14 protein-coding genes are annotated in these 16,310 nt (G+C 69.1%); 12 read left to right on the top strand and 2 right to left on the bottom strand.

Going from position 1 to position 16,310, the window contains the following annotated elements; genetic code table 11:
- Window positions 1–45 precede the first annotated feature (45 nt).
- From ACFV9C_RS12085 to ACFV9C_RS12045, 9 genes are all read left to right on the top strand, one after another.
- Entirely contained in the window at window positions 46–1,080 is a 1,035-nt protein-coding gene (locus tag ACFV9C_RS12085) for an L-erythro-3,5-diaminohexanoate dehydrogenase (RefSeq protein WP_380192944.1), read from the top strand.
- A 3-nt stretch (window positions 1,081–1,083) separates the two neighbouring features.
- Window positions 1,084–2,667: an amidohydrolase gene (locus ACFV9C_RS12080; protein WP_380192943.1), complete on the top strand. Its 1,584-nt coding sequence runs from the start codon at window positions 1,084–1,086 to the stop codon at window positions 2,665–2,667.
- The gene (locus tag ACFV9C_RS12075) at window positions 2,655–4,223 is read left to right on the top strand and encodes a lysine 5,6-aminomutase subunit alpha (protein ID WP_380192941.1); all 1,569 of its coding nucleotides are present in this window, start codon (window positions 2,655–2,657) and stop codon (window positions 4,221–4,223) included. Before ACFV9C_RS12080 ends, ACFV9C_RS12075 begins: the two co-directional genes overlap by 13 nt.
- 162 nt (window positions 4,224–4,385) lie before the next feature.
- Complete coding sequence (locus ACFV9C_RS12070) at window positions 4,386–5,627, top strand: ATP/GTP-binding protein (protein ID WP_380192940.1); 1,242 nt, start codon at window positions 4,386–4,388, stop codon at window positions 5,625–5,627.
- 55 nt (window positions 5,628–5,682) lie between these two features.
- Window positions 5,683–6,186 (top strand): RloB family protein, encoded by a 504-nt coding sequence (locus ACFV9C_RS12065; protein ID WP_380192938.1) that lies wholly within the window; start codon window positions 5,683–5,685, stop codon window positions 6,184–6,186.
- Entirely contained in the window at window positions 6,183–6,920 is a 738-nt protein-coding gene (locus ACFV9C_RS12060) for an OAM dimerization domain-containing protein (protein ID WP_380192936.1), read from the top strand. Before ACFV9C_RS12065 ends, ACFV9C_RS12060 begins: the two co-directional genes overlap by 4 nt.
- Window positions 6,921–7,310 (top strand): hotdog domain-containing protein, encoded by a 390-nt coding sequence (locus tag ACFV9C_RS12055; RefSeq protein WP_380192934.1) that lies wholly within the window; start codon window positions 6,921–6,923, stop codon window positions 7,308–7,310. It abuts the gene before it with no gap.
- A 569-nt stretch (window positions 7,311–7,879) separates the two neighbouring features.
- The gene (gene lnt, locus ACFV9C_RS12050) at window positions 7,880–9,442 is read left to right on the top strand and encodes an apolipoprotein N-acyltransferase (protein ID WP_380192933.1); all 1,563 of its coding nucleotides are present in this window, start codon (window positions 7,880–7,882) and stop codon (window positions 9,440–9,442) included.
- A gap of 48 nt (window positions 9,443–9,490) precedes the next feature.
- Window positions 9,491–9,973: an FxsA family protein gene (locus ACFV9C_RS12045; protein ID WP_380192932.1), complete on the top strand. Its 483-nt coding sequence runs from the start codon at window positions 9,491–9,493 to the stop codon at window positions 9,971–9,973.
- On the opposite strand, the gene ACFV9C_RS12040 is transcribed toward ACFV9C_RS12045, so the two are convergent.
- Window positions 9,970–10,815 carry a LysR substrate-binding domain-containing protein gene (locus ACFV9C_RS12040; protein ID WP_380192930.1) on the bottom strand — a complete coding sequence of 282 codons (846 nt, stop codon included), beginning with the start codon at window positions 10,813–10,815 and terminating at the stop codon, window positions 9,970–9,972. The genes ACFV9C_RS12045 and ACFV9C_RS12040 overlap by 4 nt on opposite strands.
- Window positions 10,816–10,897: 82 nt before the next feature.
- Here ACFV9C_RS12040 and ACFV9C_RS12035 point away from each other — a divergent pair, with 82 nt between their 5' ends.
- The 3 genes from ACFV9C_RS12035 to ACFV9C_RS12025 are packed head-to-tail and all read left to right on the top strand — an operon-like array spanning window position 10,898 to window position 15,183.
- Window positions 10,898–11,803, top strand: coding sequence for an MBL fold metallo-hydrolase (locus ACFV9C_RS12035; RefSeq protein ID WP_380192928.1), 906 nt, complete (start codon window positions 10,898–10,900; stop codon window positions 11,801–11,803).
- 43 nt (window positions 11,804–11,846) lie between these two features.
- On the top strand, window positions 11,847–12,941 hold the full coding sequence (locus ACFV9C_RS12030) for an epoxide hydrolase family protein (protein ID WP_380192927.1): 1,095 nt from the start codon (window positions 11,847–11,849) through the stop codon (window positions 12,939–12,941).
- Window positions 12,942–12,966: 25 nt separating this feature from the next.
- Window positions 12,967–15,183, top strand: coding sequence for an FUSC family protein (locus ACFV9C_RS12025; RefSeq protein ID WP_380192925.1), 2,217 nt, complete (start codon window positions 12,967–12,969; stop codon window positions 15,181–15,183).
- Here ACFV9C_RS12025 and ACFV9C_RS12020 read toward each other — a convergent pair.
- Window positions 15,152–16,309: a GDSL-type esterase/lipase family protein gene (locus ACFV9C_RS12020; RefSeq protein WP_380192923.1), complete on the bottom strand. Its 1,158-nt coding sequence runs from the start codon at window positions 16,307–16,309 to the stop codon at window positions 15,152–15,154. The two genes, ACFV9C_RS12025 and ACFV9C_RS12020, sit on opposite strands and share 32 nt — an antisense overlap.
- Between the last annotated feature and the right edge of the window lies 1 nt (window position 16,310).

Genomic DNA, 16,310 nt, shown 5'->3' with positions numbered 1-16,310 from the left:
TGAGTAGTATTTTGCCTGACCGCACCGGCGTACGAAGGAGGCCATGTGTCATCGAGCCCGGTAGGACTGCACCGCGTCCTCGCCCCGTCCGGCGTACTGCCGCAGGCGGCGCAGAAACTCGACGCCCATCCCGAGATCTGGCCCGACGAGGTCCGGATCGCGGTCGAACGCCTGAACCTGGACGCCGCGTCGTACCGCCAGCTGGCCGAGGCGCACGGCGGTGACGGTACGGCGATCCGCCGCGCGGTCCTGGACATCATCGGGACCCGCGGCAAGATGCAGAATCCGGTGACCGGCTCCGGCGGGATGCTCGTCGGCGTGGTCGACGAGGCAGGCCCGGACTCGCCGCTCGACGTTCGCAAGGGCGACCGGGTCGCGACCCTGGTGTCGCTGACGTTGACGCCACTGCGGATCACCGACGAGCTGAAGGACTGGGACGGCAGGAGCGAGCAGGTCCCGGCGCAGGGTCACGCGATCCTGTTCGCCCGGTCGATCGTCGCGAAGCTCCCGGACGACCTGAAGCCGGAGCTCTCGCTGGCCGTGATGGACGTCTGCGGCGCGCCCGCGCTGACGGCGCGAGTGGTGCGATCGTATGTCGACAAAGGCATAAAGCCTGTCGTGTCAGTAATTGGCGGCGCAGGGAAGTCCGGCTCGCTCTCGCTGGCCGCCGCGCGCCGGGCCGGTGCCGCGCGCACGATCGGCGTCGTACCGTTCGAGGCCGAGCGCGAGCGGCTGACGCAGGCCGGTCTCGCGGACGTGGTCGCGCTGGCGGACGCGCGTGATCCGGTCGCACTGGCGGAGGCCGTGGGGGAGCCGGCGGACATCACCGTTGTGTGCGTCGACGTACCGGGATGCGAGCACGGCGCCGTACTGTCGACCGCGGCGGGTGGCACGGTGATCTTCTTCTCGATGGCGACGTCGTTCTCGGCCGCGGCGCTCGGCGCGGAGGGGCTCGCGGCGGACGTGACGATGCTGGTGGGCAACGGGTACGTGCCCGGGCACGCGGAGTACGCGATGGAGCTGTTGCGGTCCGAGCCGGGTGTCCGTGGTCTGTTCGAGAGCAGGCTGGCGGAGGATTAGGCCGTGCGCACACTTCTGACGAACGGTTCCGTCTACTCGCCCGCCGACCCCCACGCGACCGCGATCGCCTTCGACGACGGGGTGGTGACCTGGCTGGGCGACGACACCGGCGCGGGCGCGTACGCCGACGGCGCGGACGAGGTGATCGACCTCGACGGCAAGCTGGTGACGCCGGCGTTCGTCGACGCCCACGTGCACACCGCGGGAACCGGTGCGGTGCTGACCGGGTTGGACCTTGCCGGTACGGCGTCGTTGACCGAGGCGCTGGACAAGCTGGCGGCGTTCGCGGCCAGGCTGCCCGCGGACGCGGTGATCGACGGCGCCGGGTGGGACGAGACCAAGTGGCCCGAGGGTCGTGCACCGATGGCCCAGGAACTGGATGCCGCAGGCGGTGGGCGGCGCGTGTACCTGGCCCGGGTGGACGGTCACTCCGGCGTGATCTCCTCCGCCCTGTTCCCGGCCGCGAAAGGCCCAGGGTTCGACAGTTCTGGGCGATTGGAGCGGGATGCTCACCACGCCGTTCGGGACGCGTTGAGCGAGTTGATCGGGCCGGATCAGCAGCGGATGCACATCGAAGCGGCCCTGCAGGCGATGGCCTCGAAAGGTATTGGGGCGTTCCACGAGATGGCCGCGCCGCACATCGGTCCGTTGTGGGAGCTGCCGATCGTGCGCCAGGTTGCGGAAGAGCTCGGGCTGTCCGCGACGCTGTACTGGGGTGAGCCCGGCGCGTTCGAGCACCTCGGGACGTACGGTCTCGCCGGCCTCGCGGGTGACCTCAACGCGGACGGTGCCCTCGGCTCGCGGACGGCGGCATTGAGGGAGCCGTACGCCGACCGCGCCGACCACCGCGGTCACGCGTACCTGACGGCGGAGCAGATCGCCGAGCACGTGATCGCGTGCACCGAGCGGAACGTGCAGGCCGGGTTCCACTGCATCGGCGACCAGGCGCTGGCGAACATAGCCCGCGGGTTCGAGCTCGCCGCGGAGAAGGTCGGCGTACAGGCGTTGGTTGCCGCGCGCCACCGTCTCGAGCACGTCGAAATGGTCGACGAGGCAACGATCGCGACGCTCGCCCGCTGCGGTGTGGTGGCCAGCGTGCAGCCGATGTTCGACGCGCACTGGGGCGGTCCGGACGGCATGTACGCCGAGCGCGTCGGCGACCGCTGGCAGGGCATGAACCCGTTCGGTTCGCTCGCCCGTGCGGGCGTTGTACTGGCCTTCGGATCGGACGCACCCGTGACCGAACTCGGCGGCTGGGACGCCGTCCGCGCGGCCGCGTTCCACCACGAGCCGTCCGAGCGGATCACCGTTCGCGCCGCGTTCCAGGCCCACACCCGCGGCGGTTGGCGGGCGGTCGGCATCGATGACGCGGGCGTACTCGCACCCAGCACCACCGCAACGTACGCGATCTGGGAGACCGACGCGGAGCTGGTCGTGCAGACCCCGGACCAGCGGGTCGCCGCCTGGTCGACGGATCCGCGCGCCGGCGTACCGGTGCTGCCCGACCTGAGCGAAGGTACGCCGACCTGCTTGCGGACCGCTGTCGGCGGCCGCGTGATCTACGAAGCCGAAGGATGGTCGCAGTGAAGAAGCTGGATCTTGATCCGGTCACCGTCCGGAAGGCGCGCAGCCTCGCGCGCAAGGCCGGCAAGCCGATCGTCAATCTGGCCCGCCAGCACACAACGGTGTCGGTCGAACGAGCGGTACTGCGGCTCGCCGGCCTGACCGGTGCCGACACAGAGGGCATCCCGTGGGTCAACCGGCTCGCTGACACCGTCCGTGCGGACGTCGGACTCGAGCACGGGCTCGCGCTGCCGGTGTGGGACGCGTTGGTCCGTGGTGAGGCCGAGGACCTGGCTGTGCTCGCGCAGAAGGCCGCGTCCGGTTCCGTGACGTTCCGGCTGCCGGAAGGACGGGACGCCGTCCGGGCCCGGTCGGCGGCGCGCAAGGCGGCGACGGCCGGCATGAAGCGGATCGACGGCAGGCGGCGTGAGCGGGACCGGCTGATCAAGCGACACGGCGACCCGAAGCAGCGGCCCTGGATCTACCTGATCGTTGCCACCGGCGACATCTACGAAGACATCCCGCAGGCACAGGCGGCCGCGCGCGAGGGCGCCGACATCATCGCGGTGATCCGGTCGACCGGGCAGTCCCTGCTGGACTACGTACCGGAGGGCGCGACCCGCGAAGGCTTCGCCGGTACCTACGCGACCCAGGAGAACTTCCGCCTGATGCGCGCCGCCCTGGACGAGTCGTCGAAGGAGCTCGGCCGCTACGTCCGGCTGACGAACTACGCATCAGGCCTGTGCATGCCGGAGATCGCGACGCTGGCCGGGCTCGAGCGGCTCGACATGATGCTGAACGACTCGATGTACGGGATCCTGTTCCGCGACATCAACCCGATCCGGACCTTCGTCGACCAGCGGTTCAGCCGGCAGATCCACGCCCGCGCCGGGATCATCATCAACACGGGCGAGGACAACTACCTGACCACCGCCGACGCGGTCGAGGCCGCGCACACGGTCACGGTGTCACAGCTGCTGAACGAGTACTTCGCCAAGGAGGCCGGGCTCGAGGACTGGCAGCTGGGGCTCGGGCACGCGTTCGAGATCAACCCGGACCTCCCGGACTCGTTCCGGCTGGAGCTGGCGCACGCGATGCTGGCCCGGCAGCTGTTCCCGAACGCGCCGCTGAAGTGGATGCCGCCGACCCGGCACATGACCGGCGACGTGTTCCGCGGGTACCTGCTGGACGGGTTCTTCAACCTGGTCGGCGCCATGACCGGGCAGGGCATCCTGCTGGTCGGGATGATGACCGAGGCGGTCGTCACGCCGTGGATCTCGGACCGGGACCTGGCGCTGCAGAATGTCCGCTACGTGTTGGGTGCCGCAGGCAACCTTCACGAGGACTTCCGGCCCGAGCCGAACGGCTTCATCGCCCAGCGCGCACGGCAGGTGCTGGGGGAGTCGGTGGAGCTGCTGGACCGGATCGTCGACGACGGCCTGCTGAACGCGATCGGCGACGGCACCTTCGGATTGATGAAACGCCCTCAGAACGCCGGCCGCGGTCTCGACGGCGTCGCACGCCGGTCCTCGGAGTACTACAACCCGGCGATCGAGCTGCTCGATGGCACCAGTGGATAGCTAGCGGTGGAATTTTGCGCTTTACTTGCGGAAAGAGGTCCCTAGTTATCAGGTTGGGGTGTTCAGGCGATGCTTCGTAGTTTCAGGGTGGCTAACCATCGGTCACTCCGTGACGAGCAGGAACTACTGCTGATGCCTCGACGGTCAGGAAAGCAGGAGGCATTGCATGTCGCGGCGGTCTACGGTGCGAACGCATCGGGCAAGTCGACTGTCCTGGATGCGCTCAATTTCGTCCGAGATGCCGTCCGAGACTCGTACCAGCGCTGGTCGCCCACTGGGCCGATCCCCCGAACCCCGTTCCTGCTCGACGATGCGGCACGTAGCAAGTCCTCCTGGTACGTCCTCGAGGTACTGATCGACGGTGCCCGCTGGACCTACGGGGTCGAGCTCGATGACAAGCGGATCATCGAGGAGTGGCTGTACACCTACCCGGAACATCGGCGGCGAGTGATCTTCGAGCGCGATGCAGAGGGCATAAGGTTCGGCACGGCTGTCGCGAACAGGCGGGATCGCGCGCGGGTCTTGTCGGACCTGATCCGGCCCAACGCGTTGCTGCTTAGCCTTGGTGCGCAGGCGGGACTGGCTGAGGTGCTGCCCATGTTCGAATGGCTGGACAGCGGTCTCGACATCTATGCGAGCGGCGGAGTCTCGGCATCCTCGGTATTGGCCAACTATCTACTGGCGGAGCCTGGACGGATGGCTGAGGTTCGGCGGCTGCTGCAGGCGGCGGACTTCGGCGTTACCGGCCTGGAAGTTGCCGCTTCCAGGGGCCGCATCGCGGAGGCTGAGACCGCCTTGGTCGAGGCGCATGAGGCTGTCGACCGCGCCATGGATGAGCAGGAAACGCTGCGAGCGATCGAGGAGCTTGGGCATGCCCAACTCGAAGTTGAGATGGCACGGAGTATGACGCCTCGCAGCCGCGTGCGTTTGGCGCACGGCAGTCCCGGGACGCTGTTCGAGCCTCGTGATGAGTCTGCCGGGACGAAGTCGTGGATGGCATTGATACCGCTGGTTCTCGAGTCGCTCACGTCCGGGACCACGCTGGTGGTCGACGAGATCGATACAAGTCTGCATCCCCGCCTGGTCGCACGAGTCATCGAGCTCTTTCGCAATCCGGTCACCAACACGGGGGGCGGCCAACTCTTGTTCACCACACACGATGCGACCCTGCTCGGTACCAACTTCGGTGTTGACACTCTGCAGCGCGATGAGATCTGGTTCGTGGAGAAGGCCGCCGACGGAGCGTCGTCGCTGTTCGCGCTATCGGACTTCAAGCCACGTAAAGGAGAGAACACGGAGCGGCGATATCTGGGTGGTAGCTACGGGGCCGTGCCGGCTGTCTTCTCGGGCAGCTTGGTTCATGAACTCCTTGAGGCGAGAGAGCCAGGTCATGCCGCGTCGTGAGAATCGCTCGCGTCGCCCTGCTCCGCTCCGGACCGCTCGGCCTCGACTGCTTGTCGTGATCGGAAGTCTCAGGACGGAGCAGGATTACCTGATCGGGCTCAGAGACTCGGCAGGTACGCGTGCTGTCGACATCCAGCTCGTGCGGAAAGCCAAGTCGCCCGAGGCGGTCGTCGCGTACGCCGCAGGCTTCATCGCCCGGGCATCCGATGACTTCGACGAAGTGTGGTGCGTGTATGACGTCGACGAATTCGACGTGGCGCCGGCAGCGCGCGAGGCGGCTCGCCATCGCTTCCGCGTGGCAGTCTCTGACCCCTGCTTCGAACTCTGGCTCCTGCTGCACCACGAGGACTGCGCCGCCTTCCTGAGTGGTTATCGAGAGGTCGAGCGGCGTCTTCGCAAGCATCTGCCCAAGTACGACAAGACCCATCTGGACTTTGCCGATTATGAGGACGGAGTGGTGGATGCCATCCGTCGGGCGGAGAAGCTCGGGGACAGCAGGAACCCCTCGACTGGCATGTGGCGGCTGGCAACCCGGATCCGCACTGAGGAGGAGCTGTGAGCATCATCCGGCCGTACGGCGACACCACCGGGGACGGGATGGTGCAGCTGTCGTTCACGCTGCCGGTCCCGCACGACAAGCGGGCCGAGGGCGCCGCGGTGCAGCTGGCCAACAAGATGGGCATGGACCCGGCGCTCGTCGTACACGCGAAGGCGATCGGCCCGGACTTCACGTTCTTCGTCGTGTACGGCCCGGTGAACCACCTGGTCGACACGTCGAAGGTCGAGGTCGTCGAGCGCGACTACCCGTTGCTGTCGCCGAAGGAAGTGAACCTCGCGATCCGGAAGAGCCTGCGCCGCCGGCTCACCGTGGTCGGCGCCTGCATCGGCACCGACGCGCACACGGTCGGCATCGACGCGATCCTCAACATCAAGGGGTTCGCGGGCGAGAAGGGCCTGGAGTACTACCGCGAGGTGAAGGTGGTGAACCTCGGCGCGCAGGTCGCCGTACCGGAACTGGTCCGGCGGGCGCGGGCGGAGAAGGCGGACGCGATCCTCGTCTCGCAGGTGGTGACGCAGCGCGAGGCGCACGTACTGAACACCAAGGAGATGTCGGCCGCGTTCCGGGAGGCGTACTCCGAGGACACCCGGCCGGTGCTGGTTGCCGGCGGCCCCCGTTTCACCGAGCAGATGGCCGGCGAGCTGGGCGTCGACCGGGTCTTCGGCCGCGGTACGACGCCGGGTGAGGTGGCCAGCTACCTGGTCGACGCATTGGTCACGAAGAGGAGCGCTTAGGTGTCGAAGGCAACGATCGGTCTGACCGTCACGCATCGCCGCTACATCCCCTACAGCCACGCGCACTACGCCGGAAACCTGGTCGACGGCGCGTACGTGCTCGGCCTGTTCGGTGACGTCGCGACCGAGGTGTGCATCCAGGCGGACGGCGACGAGGGCCTGTTCGCGTCGTACTCCGACGTCCAGTTCCTGCAGCCGCTGCGGGCCGGGGACGTGGTCGAGGTGACCGCCACGATCAGCCGGGTCGGCAACCGGAGCCGGGACCTCGACTTCAGCGCGTACGTCGTCTGCCGCGGTCGTCCGGACCAATCCGCCTCGGCGGCCGAAGTACTCGCCGAACCGCTGGAGATCACCCGGGCCAAGGGCACCGTTGTCGTCCCGGTTGGGTGACGATTGGTTGCCCTGGGTAACGATCACGTGGAGTGCCGATCTCGTTCTGTAACGTGACTTGAATGAGGGCAATTCGTTTTCCCTTGCAGCACGGGCGATAGTGTTACAACGGGCTCAAAGAGCCGGGGGAGAGGTTGACACCGTCGCCCCCAGCGAGCATCGTTTTGGGAGTCGTCATATCCCGTTTGTTCAACGGTCACACGAAGTTCGGCCACCGGATGATCCCGCGACGCTGACCAGGCCAGTGCCAGGCCTGAGTCGACGGGGGCTGAGATCGCCGGTGGTAAGCCCCCCGCGGGGCAGAGGTGGAAGAGGCTCGGCGGCCAGTAGACAACAGCCGTGCGGTGCGCAGCCAGCGCATCGGCGGTTGGTCCGAAGGCACGCCGAGCCTCTTTCCTCTGTCCGGACCCGAATTCCATCGGTGTGATTCAGCCGTTCCGGTGACTGACCCCGAGGCTGACGACGTCCGACACCTCTTGGCTACTGGCCGGATACATTGGCGTGCCCTGAACGTTGTACGGTCGTGCGATCGGCGGCGTGCGCCGGCGAGTGAGGACAAGGGGTACCGCGTGGACCGGTTGAAGGCGCTGGGGCGGCTCCTGCCGCGGGTGGCGGCGGCCGTGCTGGCCGGGGGCATGCTCGGCTTCGCGTTCCAGCCGCACGACCTGCCGTGGCTCACGATCCTCGCCGTACCGCTCTTCCTGGCCGCGCTGCAGGGGATCTCGATGAAGGCCGGCTTCCTGGTCGGCGCGGGCTTCGGGATCACGTACTACGCCGTCCTGGTGCCCTGGCTGAGCGTGATCGGCGGGGACGCCGCGCTCGCGCTCGCGGTCCTCGAAGGGCTGTTCTACGCGGTCTTCGGATTGTTCGCGACGCAGGTACTGAAGCTGCGCTGGTGGCCGTTGTGGATCCCGTGCCTGTGGGTGGCGACCGAGTTCGCGACCGCGTCGGTGCCGTTCGGCGGGTTCCCGTGGGGCAAGCTCGCCTGGGCGTTCGCGGACGCACCGCTCGGGCGACTGGCGGCGTACGTCGGGATCGCCGGGCTGAGCTTCCTCGTCGCGTTCCTCGGCGTGCTGGTGTACGCCGTGCTGCGCCGGGGGACCACGCTGCGGATGCGGGTGGTGGGCCTGGTGGCGGGGCTGGCGATCGTGTTCGGGAGCGCGCTGATCCACCTGTCGCTGGCCGGCGACGGGAAGAGCGTGACCGCCGCGATGGTGCAGGGCAACGTGCCGGGCAAGGGGCTCGAGTTCCTCGGCCGGGCGCGGACCGTGACCCAGAACCACCTGAAGGCGACGCTCGACCTGGAGAAGGAGGTTCAGGCCGGCACCGTGAAGAAGCCGGACCTGGTGATCTGGCCGGAGAACTCCACCGACATCGACCCGTACAACGACGCCGAGACCCGGGCCGACATCGAGGAAGCTGTGCACGCGGTCGACGTACCGATCCTGGTCGGTGCTGTGACCGAAGGCCCCGGTCCGAACGAGCGGCAGACGACCGGGATCGTGTGGGACCCCGCGACCGGGCCGGGCCAGCGGTACGCGAAACGGCACCCGGTGCCGTTCGGTGAGTACATCCCGTTCCGCAACCAGTTGCTGCCGTACATCCATCGGCTGGAGATGATCGGCGCGCAGACGGTCCCCGGCGTCGGCCCCGGCGTGATGCCGATCCGTGGCGTCACGTACGGCGACGTGATCTGCTTCGAGCTGGCGTACGACAACGTGATCCAGGACGTGGTGAAGGGCGGCGCCCAGGTCCTGATCGTGCAGACCAACAACGCGACGTACGGCGGCACCGGGCAGCCGGAGCAGCAGTTCGCGATCACCCGGATGCGCGCGATCGAGACCGGCCGGACCATCCTGATCGCCTCCACCAGCGGCATCTCCGGCGTCATCCGCCCGGACGGCTCGGTCGAGCACAAGTCGGCGCAGTTCACCCGCGACGTATACGTCGCAAACGTGCCACTGCAGGACGGCCACACACTGGCGACAACGCTCGGCGGCTGGCCGCAATGGGTACTGACCGCACTCGGCCTACTCGGCCTGGTCCTCGCGATGGCCGCACGCCGCCGCACGCGCGAGGACAAGACGGAGCCTCCGGCGTCCGCGAAGGAACGCGAGAAGGTCCCTGCCTGAGGGTTTTCCCGTCTGTAACACTGGAGGGAACCTGGGAAGGGACAGAACATGCCGTGGTTGATCGCGCTGGCGCTGCTGGCCGTACCGGTCCTGGAGATCTTCGTGATCATCCAGGTGGGCCACGCCATCGGCGGCTGGCCCACCCTCGGCCTGCTCGCCCTCGAGACCGTCGTCGGAGCCTGGCTCGTGAAGCGCGCCGGCCGCCGGGCCTGGTCGACTCTGCAGTCGGCCCTGCAGTCAGGCAACGTCCCGGACGGAAAGAACACGTCCGGCCGTGACCTGACCGACAGCGGCATGGGCCTGATCGGCGGCGCCTTGCTGATCATCCCCGGCTTCATCACCGACGTCGTTGGTCTGTCCTTCCTGCTGCCGTTCACTCGCCCACTGGCCCGCCGCCTCGGCAGCCGCTTCCTGGCCCGCCGCGCCACCACTCTCACCCCGCCGAACTTCGCCCCGTTCATGCCCGGCGCCACCCAACGCCCGGCCTCCGGCGACGTCATCCAGGGCGAGGTCATCGACCCGGAGCGCTAGCGGTAGATCGCCTTCGCCGACTGCAGGAACGACAGCGCCAGGGGAGTGTTCTCGCTCCAGGCGACCACGACGGGACTCGGTGGGAGATCGACGACCGGTACGACGGCGAACTCGGGGCCTGGGTTGTGGTTGGTGAGCGGGGTCAGGCCGATCGTGGCGTTCCAGAGGACTGATTGCAGGCATTCCTGGACGGCGCGGACTACCGGGCCTTCGCGGTGGGTGCCGGCGTTCCAGTAGGACTGCCATTCGGGGTCGGTGCCGGGTGGGAACTGGAACCAGCGGCGGTCGGCCAGGTCCGCGAGGGTGAGGGTTTCGCGGGTGGCGAGCGGGTCGTCGGCGCGCAGTACGGCGCCTACTGGATCGGTGCGGAGTTCGTGCACGTGGAGGCCGGTCCGGTTGAACGGGCCGCGGGTGAGGGCGACGTCGACGAGGCCGGTGCGCAGGCCGCAGGTGGGGTCGTCGAGGTCGGTTTCGCGGATGTGGACCTCGACGTTCGGATGCCGGTCGCGGTACGCCGCGGCCAGGCGGGAGATGTCCGGGTCGGTGCTGTCGCCGAGGATGCCGACGGTGAGGGATGTGGCGCCGGCGGCCGCGGCGACCCGGGTGCGGAGGCGGTCGGACTGCGCGAGGAGCTTGCGGGCCTCGGCGAGGAGTGCGGTGCCGGCGGGGGTGAGGCTGACGCCGGACGCGGAGCGGTGGAACAGCGTCGTACCGAGGTCGGCCTCCAGTTGCCGGATCGCGCGGCTCAGTGGAGGCTGGCTCATGTACAGGCGGGTGGCGGCGCGGCCGAAGTGCAGCTCCTCGGCGACGGCGACGAAGTACCGCAAGGTGCGTAGTTCCATCACCTGCGACGATACCCGTTGGGTATCGGCGATGCGGGAGAGGTCTTGGACGCGACCCGGGCCCGGGTGGTGCGCTGGACGCATGCTCGAAGACCCGATCGTCCAGGTGACCGACGTCCAGGAACTCGTTCGCGACGTGGTCGTGATCCCGAACCGGAACGTCGACCTCGTCCCCAACATCACGCTCATCGGCGGCGCCGACGCGGTGCTCGTCGTGGACACCGGCCTCGGGCCGCGGAACGCGGAGCGCGTGCTCGAGTTCGCGGGGGAGTACGCCGCGGGGCGCCGGCTCTACCTGACGACGACGCACTTCCACCCGGAACACGCATTCGGCGCGGACGTGTTCGCGGGCGCGGCGACGTACCTGGTCAATCGCGCGCAGGCCGACGACCTGGCGGCGAAGGGCGAGGGGTACCTCGCGATGTTCCGCCAGCTCGGTGAGCCGGTGGCGCGTGCCCTGGAAGGTACGACGATCCCGACGCCGGACCTGACGTACGACGAGACGTACGAGCTGGACCTCGGCGGCCGGACGGTGGTGCTCCGCGCGACCGGACGGGCGCACAGCAAGGGCGACCAGGTCGTCACGGTGCCGGATGAGGGCATCCTGCTGACCGGCGATCTGGCCGAGGCGGACCAGTTCGCGATCTTCCCGTGGTTCCCGCCGTACGACGTCGACGTGTCCGCCGTGCGCTGGATCGACGTCCTCGACCGGCTGCTCGCGGACCGCCCGCGGGTGGTCGTCCCCGGCCACGGCGACGTCCGCGACGCCGGCCTGCTCACGCAGGTCCGCGACTACCTCGTCGAACTCCGCGACGAGACCTGGGTACGCCGCGACTCCGCGATGCCGGAGGACACCGTCGCCGCCGAGCTCCGCGCGTTGATGATCGAGCGTCACCCCGACTGGCGGCTCCCGGAGTGGATCGACCGCGGCGTCGGCTGCCTCTGCGCCGAACACGCTGCGGCCGGCGAACGACCGGTCGAAGCGTAGGTTTCGACCGCACACGTGCCGGCAGGTCGTCTACGCTGAGCCGGTGAGCGAGATCGAGCCGTATCGGATCGCTGTACCGCAAGCCGCGCTGGACGATCTGCAGTACCGCCTCGACCATGTTCGATGGTCCGACGAGATCGACGGCGCCGGTTGGGACTACGGTTCGCCGGTCGCGGAGCTGAAGGAGCAGGTCGAGTACTGGCGGACCAGGTACGACTGGCGGGCGACGGAGAGCCGGCTCAACGCGTACCCGCAGTTCACGACGACGATCGATGGCCAGCGGATCCACTTCCTGCACGTCAGGTCGCGGCGTCCCGACGCGTTGCCGCTGATCCTGACCCACGGCTGGCCGGGGTCGATCGCGGAGTTCCTGGACGTGATCGAACCGTTGACCACCCCCGGCGACGCCGGCGTCGCGTTCGATCTGGTGATCCCGTCGCTGCCAGGATTCGGCTTCTCGGGGCCGACCAGCTCGCGCGGCTGGAGCCCACAGCGGATCGCCGCGGCGTGGGCGGAGCTGATGCGGCGACTGGGATATCAGCGGTACGGGGCGGTCGGCAACGACTGGGGTTCGGACATCGCCCCTGAACTCGGCCGGGCGGCGCCGGCAGCGGTCGTCGGAGTACACGTCACGCAGATCTTCTCCGACGTCGCGCCGTCCGAGTACGACCGGACCTCCGACGAGGAGCGGGCTGCCGTCGAGGAACTCGAGTGGTTCCAGCAGAACATGGACGCTTACGGCTACCTGCAGACGCAGCAACCGCAGTCGCTCGCGCACGCGCTGACCGACTCGCCGGTCGGTCTGCTCGGCTGGCACAACCTGATCTACCGCGGCGACCTGGATCATGACTTCGTACTGACCAACGTGATGATCCACTGGCTGACCGGGACCGTGGCGTCCGCGATGCGGATCTACTACGAGAGCGACAGGAGCAGCCGGCCGCCCGGGCCGACAACGGTTCCGCTGGGGCTCGCCCAGTTCCGCGACGACCTCCACGCGGTCCGTCGCTTCGCCGAGCGCGACCACTCCAACATCGTCTCCTGGAACGTGTACGACACCGGCGGGCACTTCGCCGCGCACCAGGAACCGGAACTGCTCGTCGACGACCTGAGGTCGTTCTTCACTCCGCTGCGCTGACACGAGCACGTGCGAAAGGTGAGAGATGCGGTTGGTCGAGTGGTTGCGGCGGCGGGATCCGGGGCTGGCGGCGACGCGGCGGGCGGCGCGGACGGCGGTGGTCATGCCGGTGTTGTTCGCGTTCTGTGCGGGGGTGCTGAAGGCGCCGACGGTGGCGAGCTTCGCGGCGTTCGGGGCGTTCGCGATGCTGTTGCTGGTCGACTTCCCGGGGAGTGCCGGGCAGCGGATCCGGGCGCAGCTGCAGTTGGCGGTCGCGTGGCTGTTGCTGGTGTCGCTCGGGACCGTGGCCGGGTACTCCGTGTGGGCGGCCGTCGTGGTGACCGCGGTGGTCGGGTTCGCCGTACTGTTCTCGGGCGTGGTCAGCTCGGTGCTCGCCGGCGCCGGTACGTCGTTGCTGCTGTCCTTCATCCTCTCCGTCGCGACGCCGGGTTCGCTGTCCACGCTGCCTGATCGGCTCGCCGGCGTGGTGATCGCTGCCGTCGCCGCGGTCTTCGCCGTCACGTTCCTCTGGCCGCGGACCTCGGTCGATCCACTCGGCGCGCCGGCCGCGCGGGTGTGCCGGGCCGCCGCGGCACAGTTGCGGTCCGAGGCGCTGGACTCCGTCGACGTGTGCGCCGTACGCAGCCGGGAGACCACGACGCTGATCGACGAACTGCGGCGGACGTTCACCGCGACGCCGTACCGGCCGACCGGGCTGTCCACCGGGTCGCGTGCGCTCGTCCGGCTGGTCGACGAGCTCACCTGGCTGAGCGGCATCCTCGACGAACCGGGGCCGGAGGCAACAACCTGCGACGGGGAATCGGCCGCCGTGCAGCTGGCAGCCGCCGACGTCCTCGAGCTGAGCGCCGAGCTGCTCGAGAACGGATCGGGGAACGTCGACAAGCTGACCAGCGCGACCCAGGTACTCCGTGATGCCGTCGCGAAGCTGGAAGACGGTGCCGTCGAGCGGCTGCCGTCGACGTACCGCTCCGAGACCGACCTGCTGAGCAGCCTCAACGTCTCGTTCCGCGCCCAGGAGGTCGCGTTCGGCGTGCTGCTGATCGCCCAGAACGTCGAGACCGCGCGCCGGGCCGCCCAGCGCCCGTGGACCGACCGCCTCCTCGGCCGGGACCCGGGCGCCCTCGCCGGTCCGTTCGCCAGCGCCACCGAACGCGCCGCCGCACACCTCGAACGGCATTCGGTCTGGCTGCACAACAGCATCCGCGGCGCGGTCGGTCTCGCCGCGGCGGTGGCGCTCGCGAACCTGACCGGCGTAGAGCACGGCTTCTGGGTCATCCTCGGCACCTTGTCGGTACTGCGATCCAACGCGCTCAGCACCGGCCAGAACGCCTACCGGGCGATCGCCGGCACGGTCATTGGATCGATTGTCGGCGCCGGCCTGCTGCAGCTGATCGGCGACAACCGGACCGCGCTGTGGATCCTGCTGCCGATCGCCGTACTCGTGGCCGGGATCGTCCCGGCGGCGATCTCGTTCGCGACCGGACAGGCGGCGTTCACCGTGACGCTGGTGATCCTGTTCAACATCGCGCAGCCGGAAGGCTGGTCGCTGATCCTGTTCCGGATCGGTGACATCGCTCTCGGCTGCGCGGTCAGTGTCGCGGTCGGTCTGCTGTTTTGGCCGCGCGGAGCGTCGAAGGCGGTCGGGAAGGCGCTGGCCGAGGCGTACGTCGACAGCGCGCAGTACCTCGTCAGCGTCGTCGGGTACGCCGTGTCGTGCTGCGCGCCCGGTCCGCGGATGCCGCAGGACGGTCGGCGCGCAGCCGCCGCGGCACGGAGGCTGGACGACACGTTCCGCACGTACCTCGCCGAGCGCGGCGCGAAGACCGTGCCGTTGAGCGAGATGACCGCGCTCGTCACGGGTGTGGTCGCGGTCCGGCTGGCCGCGGACGCCGTACTCGAACTCTGGGAACGGTACGCCGACGGTCGGCCGCCGTCGGACGATCGCGCCGCGGCGCAGGCGGCGCTGCTCGCGTCGGCCGACCGGCTGCTCCAGTGGTACTCGACCCTGGCCGGCGCACTCGACGGGCGGTCGGCGGTGCCGGAGCCGTTGCCGCACGACTACCCGACGAAGACCCGCCTGGTGGACGCCGTACGGAACGATCTGTACGACACCGACGACCAGGCGACGCCGACCGCGATCCGGATCCTGTGGACGAACGACCACCTGGAGGTCGTCCGCCGCCTGCAGCCGGGCCTGGTCACCGCGGCCGCTAGCTCGACACGAACGGACCCTTCGGGCTGAACGCGTACTCGGTGAAGCGGTCGGCCATCACCCGGTGCGTCTCCGCGTCCGGGTGCAGGTCGTCGCGCAGCGGGTGCGCGGCGTTGTCCGCCTCGCCGTACAGCGTGCGGCCGTCGAGGTAGTGCAGGTTCGGGTCGGTCAGCGCGCGCTGCGCGATGATCCGGTCGAGCTCGGCGCGGATCACCGAGAGCGTGAGCTTGCCGGCCGGTACGTCGTCCGGGTTGCCGGTGGCGGTGAACGCGATCTCGCCGGCCGCGAGGGCCTCGAGGTTCCAGCCGGTCGGGCCGGGGGTGTCCTCGTGGATCGGGCAGAGGATCGACGAGACGACCACCAGCGGCGTGTCCGGGTGGCCGTCGCGGATCGTGTCGAGGAAGCCGTGCACGCCGGGCGTGAACGTGCGCAGCCGGAGGCTGTCCGAGTTCACGATGTTGATGCCGAGCTTCAGGCTGATCAGGTCGGCGGGCGTGTCGCGGATGGTGCGCGCCAGGAACGGCTGCAGGTACGCGCTGCCGCCGAAGCCGAGGTTGACCAGCTCGACGCCGGCCTGGGCCGCGACCAGGGCCGGCCAGGTGCCGGTCGGGTGGGTCGCGTTCGAGCCGTGGCTGATCGAGCTGCCATGGTGCAGCCAGACGCGGCCGCCGGACGGCACCGGCTCGACCGGCCGATCGGTGCGGAGGGCAACGAGTTCGGTGGTCTCGTCGTGCGGCAGCCAGATCTCGACGGTCTTCGGTACGGCGGCCAGCCCGTCGATGCGCAGCGTCTGCGGCACGCCCTGCCGGGTCTCGGCGGAGCCGGTCATCAGGTCGATCGTGATCACGTCGCCGTCCGGAGCGGTCAGCTGGGTGACCAGTTGGCCGTCGACGAGTACGTCGTACACGCCGTCCGGGCGCGGGGGAGCGCCGGTGTAGTCGCGCTTGGTCGGGAGGGTGTCGAGCTCGATCTCGGTGGCGGCGGTGCGGAAGACGAGGCGTACGCCGGACGGCTGGGAGTCGACCATGTCCATCTGGGGGTCGACGTACTGCGCCCGCGCCCAGGCCGGGAGACGGTGCGGCAGGAAGCCGCGCGCGGTCGGCTCGAGGTCGAGGGCGCCGCGGAGGAGGTCGAGGGTGATCGGGACGGTCTGCATG

Source organism: Kribbella sp. NPDC059898 (genome assembly GCF_042730855.1).
Classification (GTDB): domain Bacteria; phylum Actinomycetota; class Actinomycetes; order Propionibacteriales; family Kribbellaceae; genus Kribbella.
Note: the sequence above shows the minus strand (reverse complement) of the source record. Positions and strands in the feature narration are given on the sequence as shown.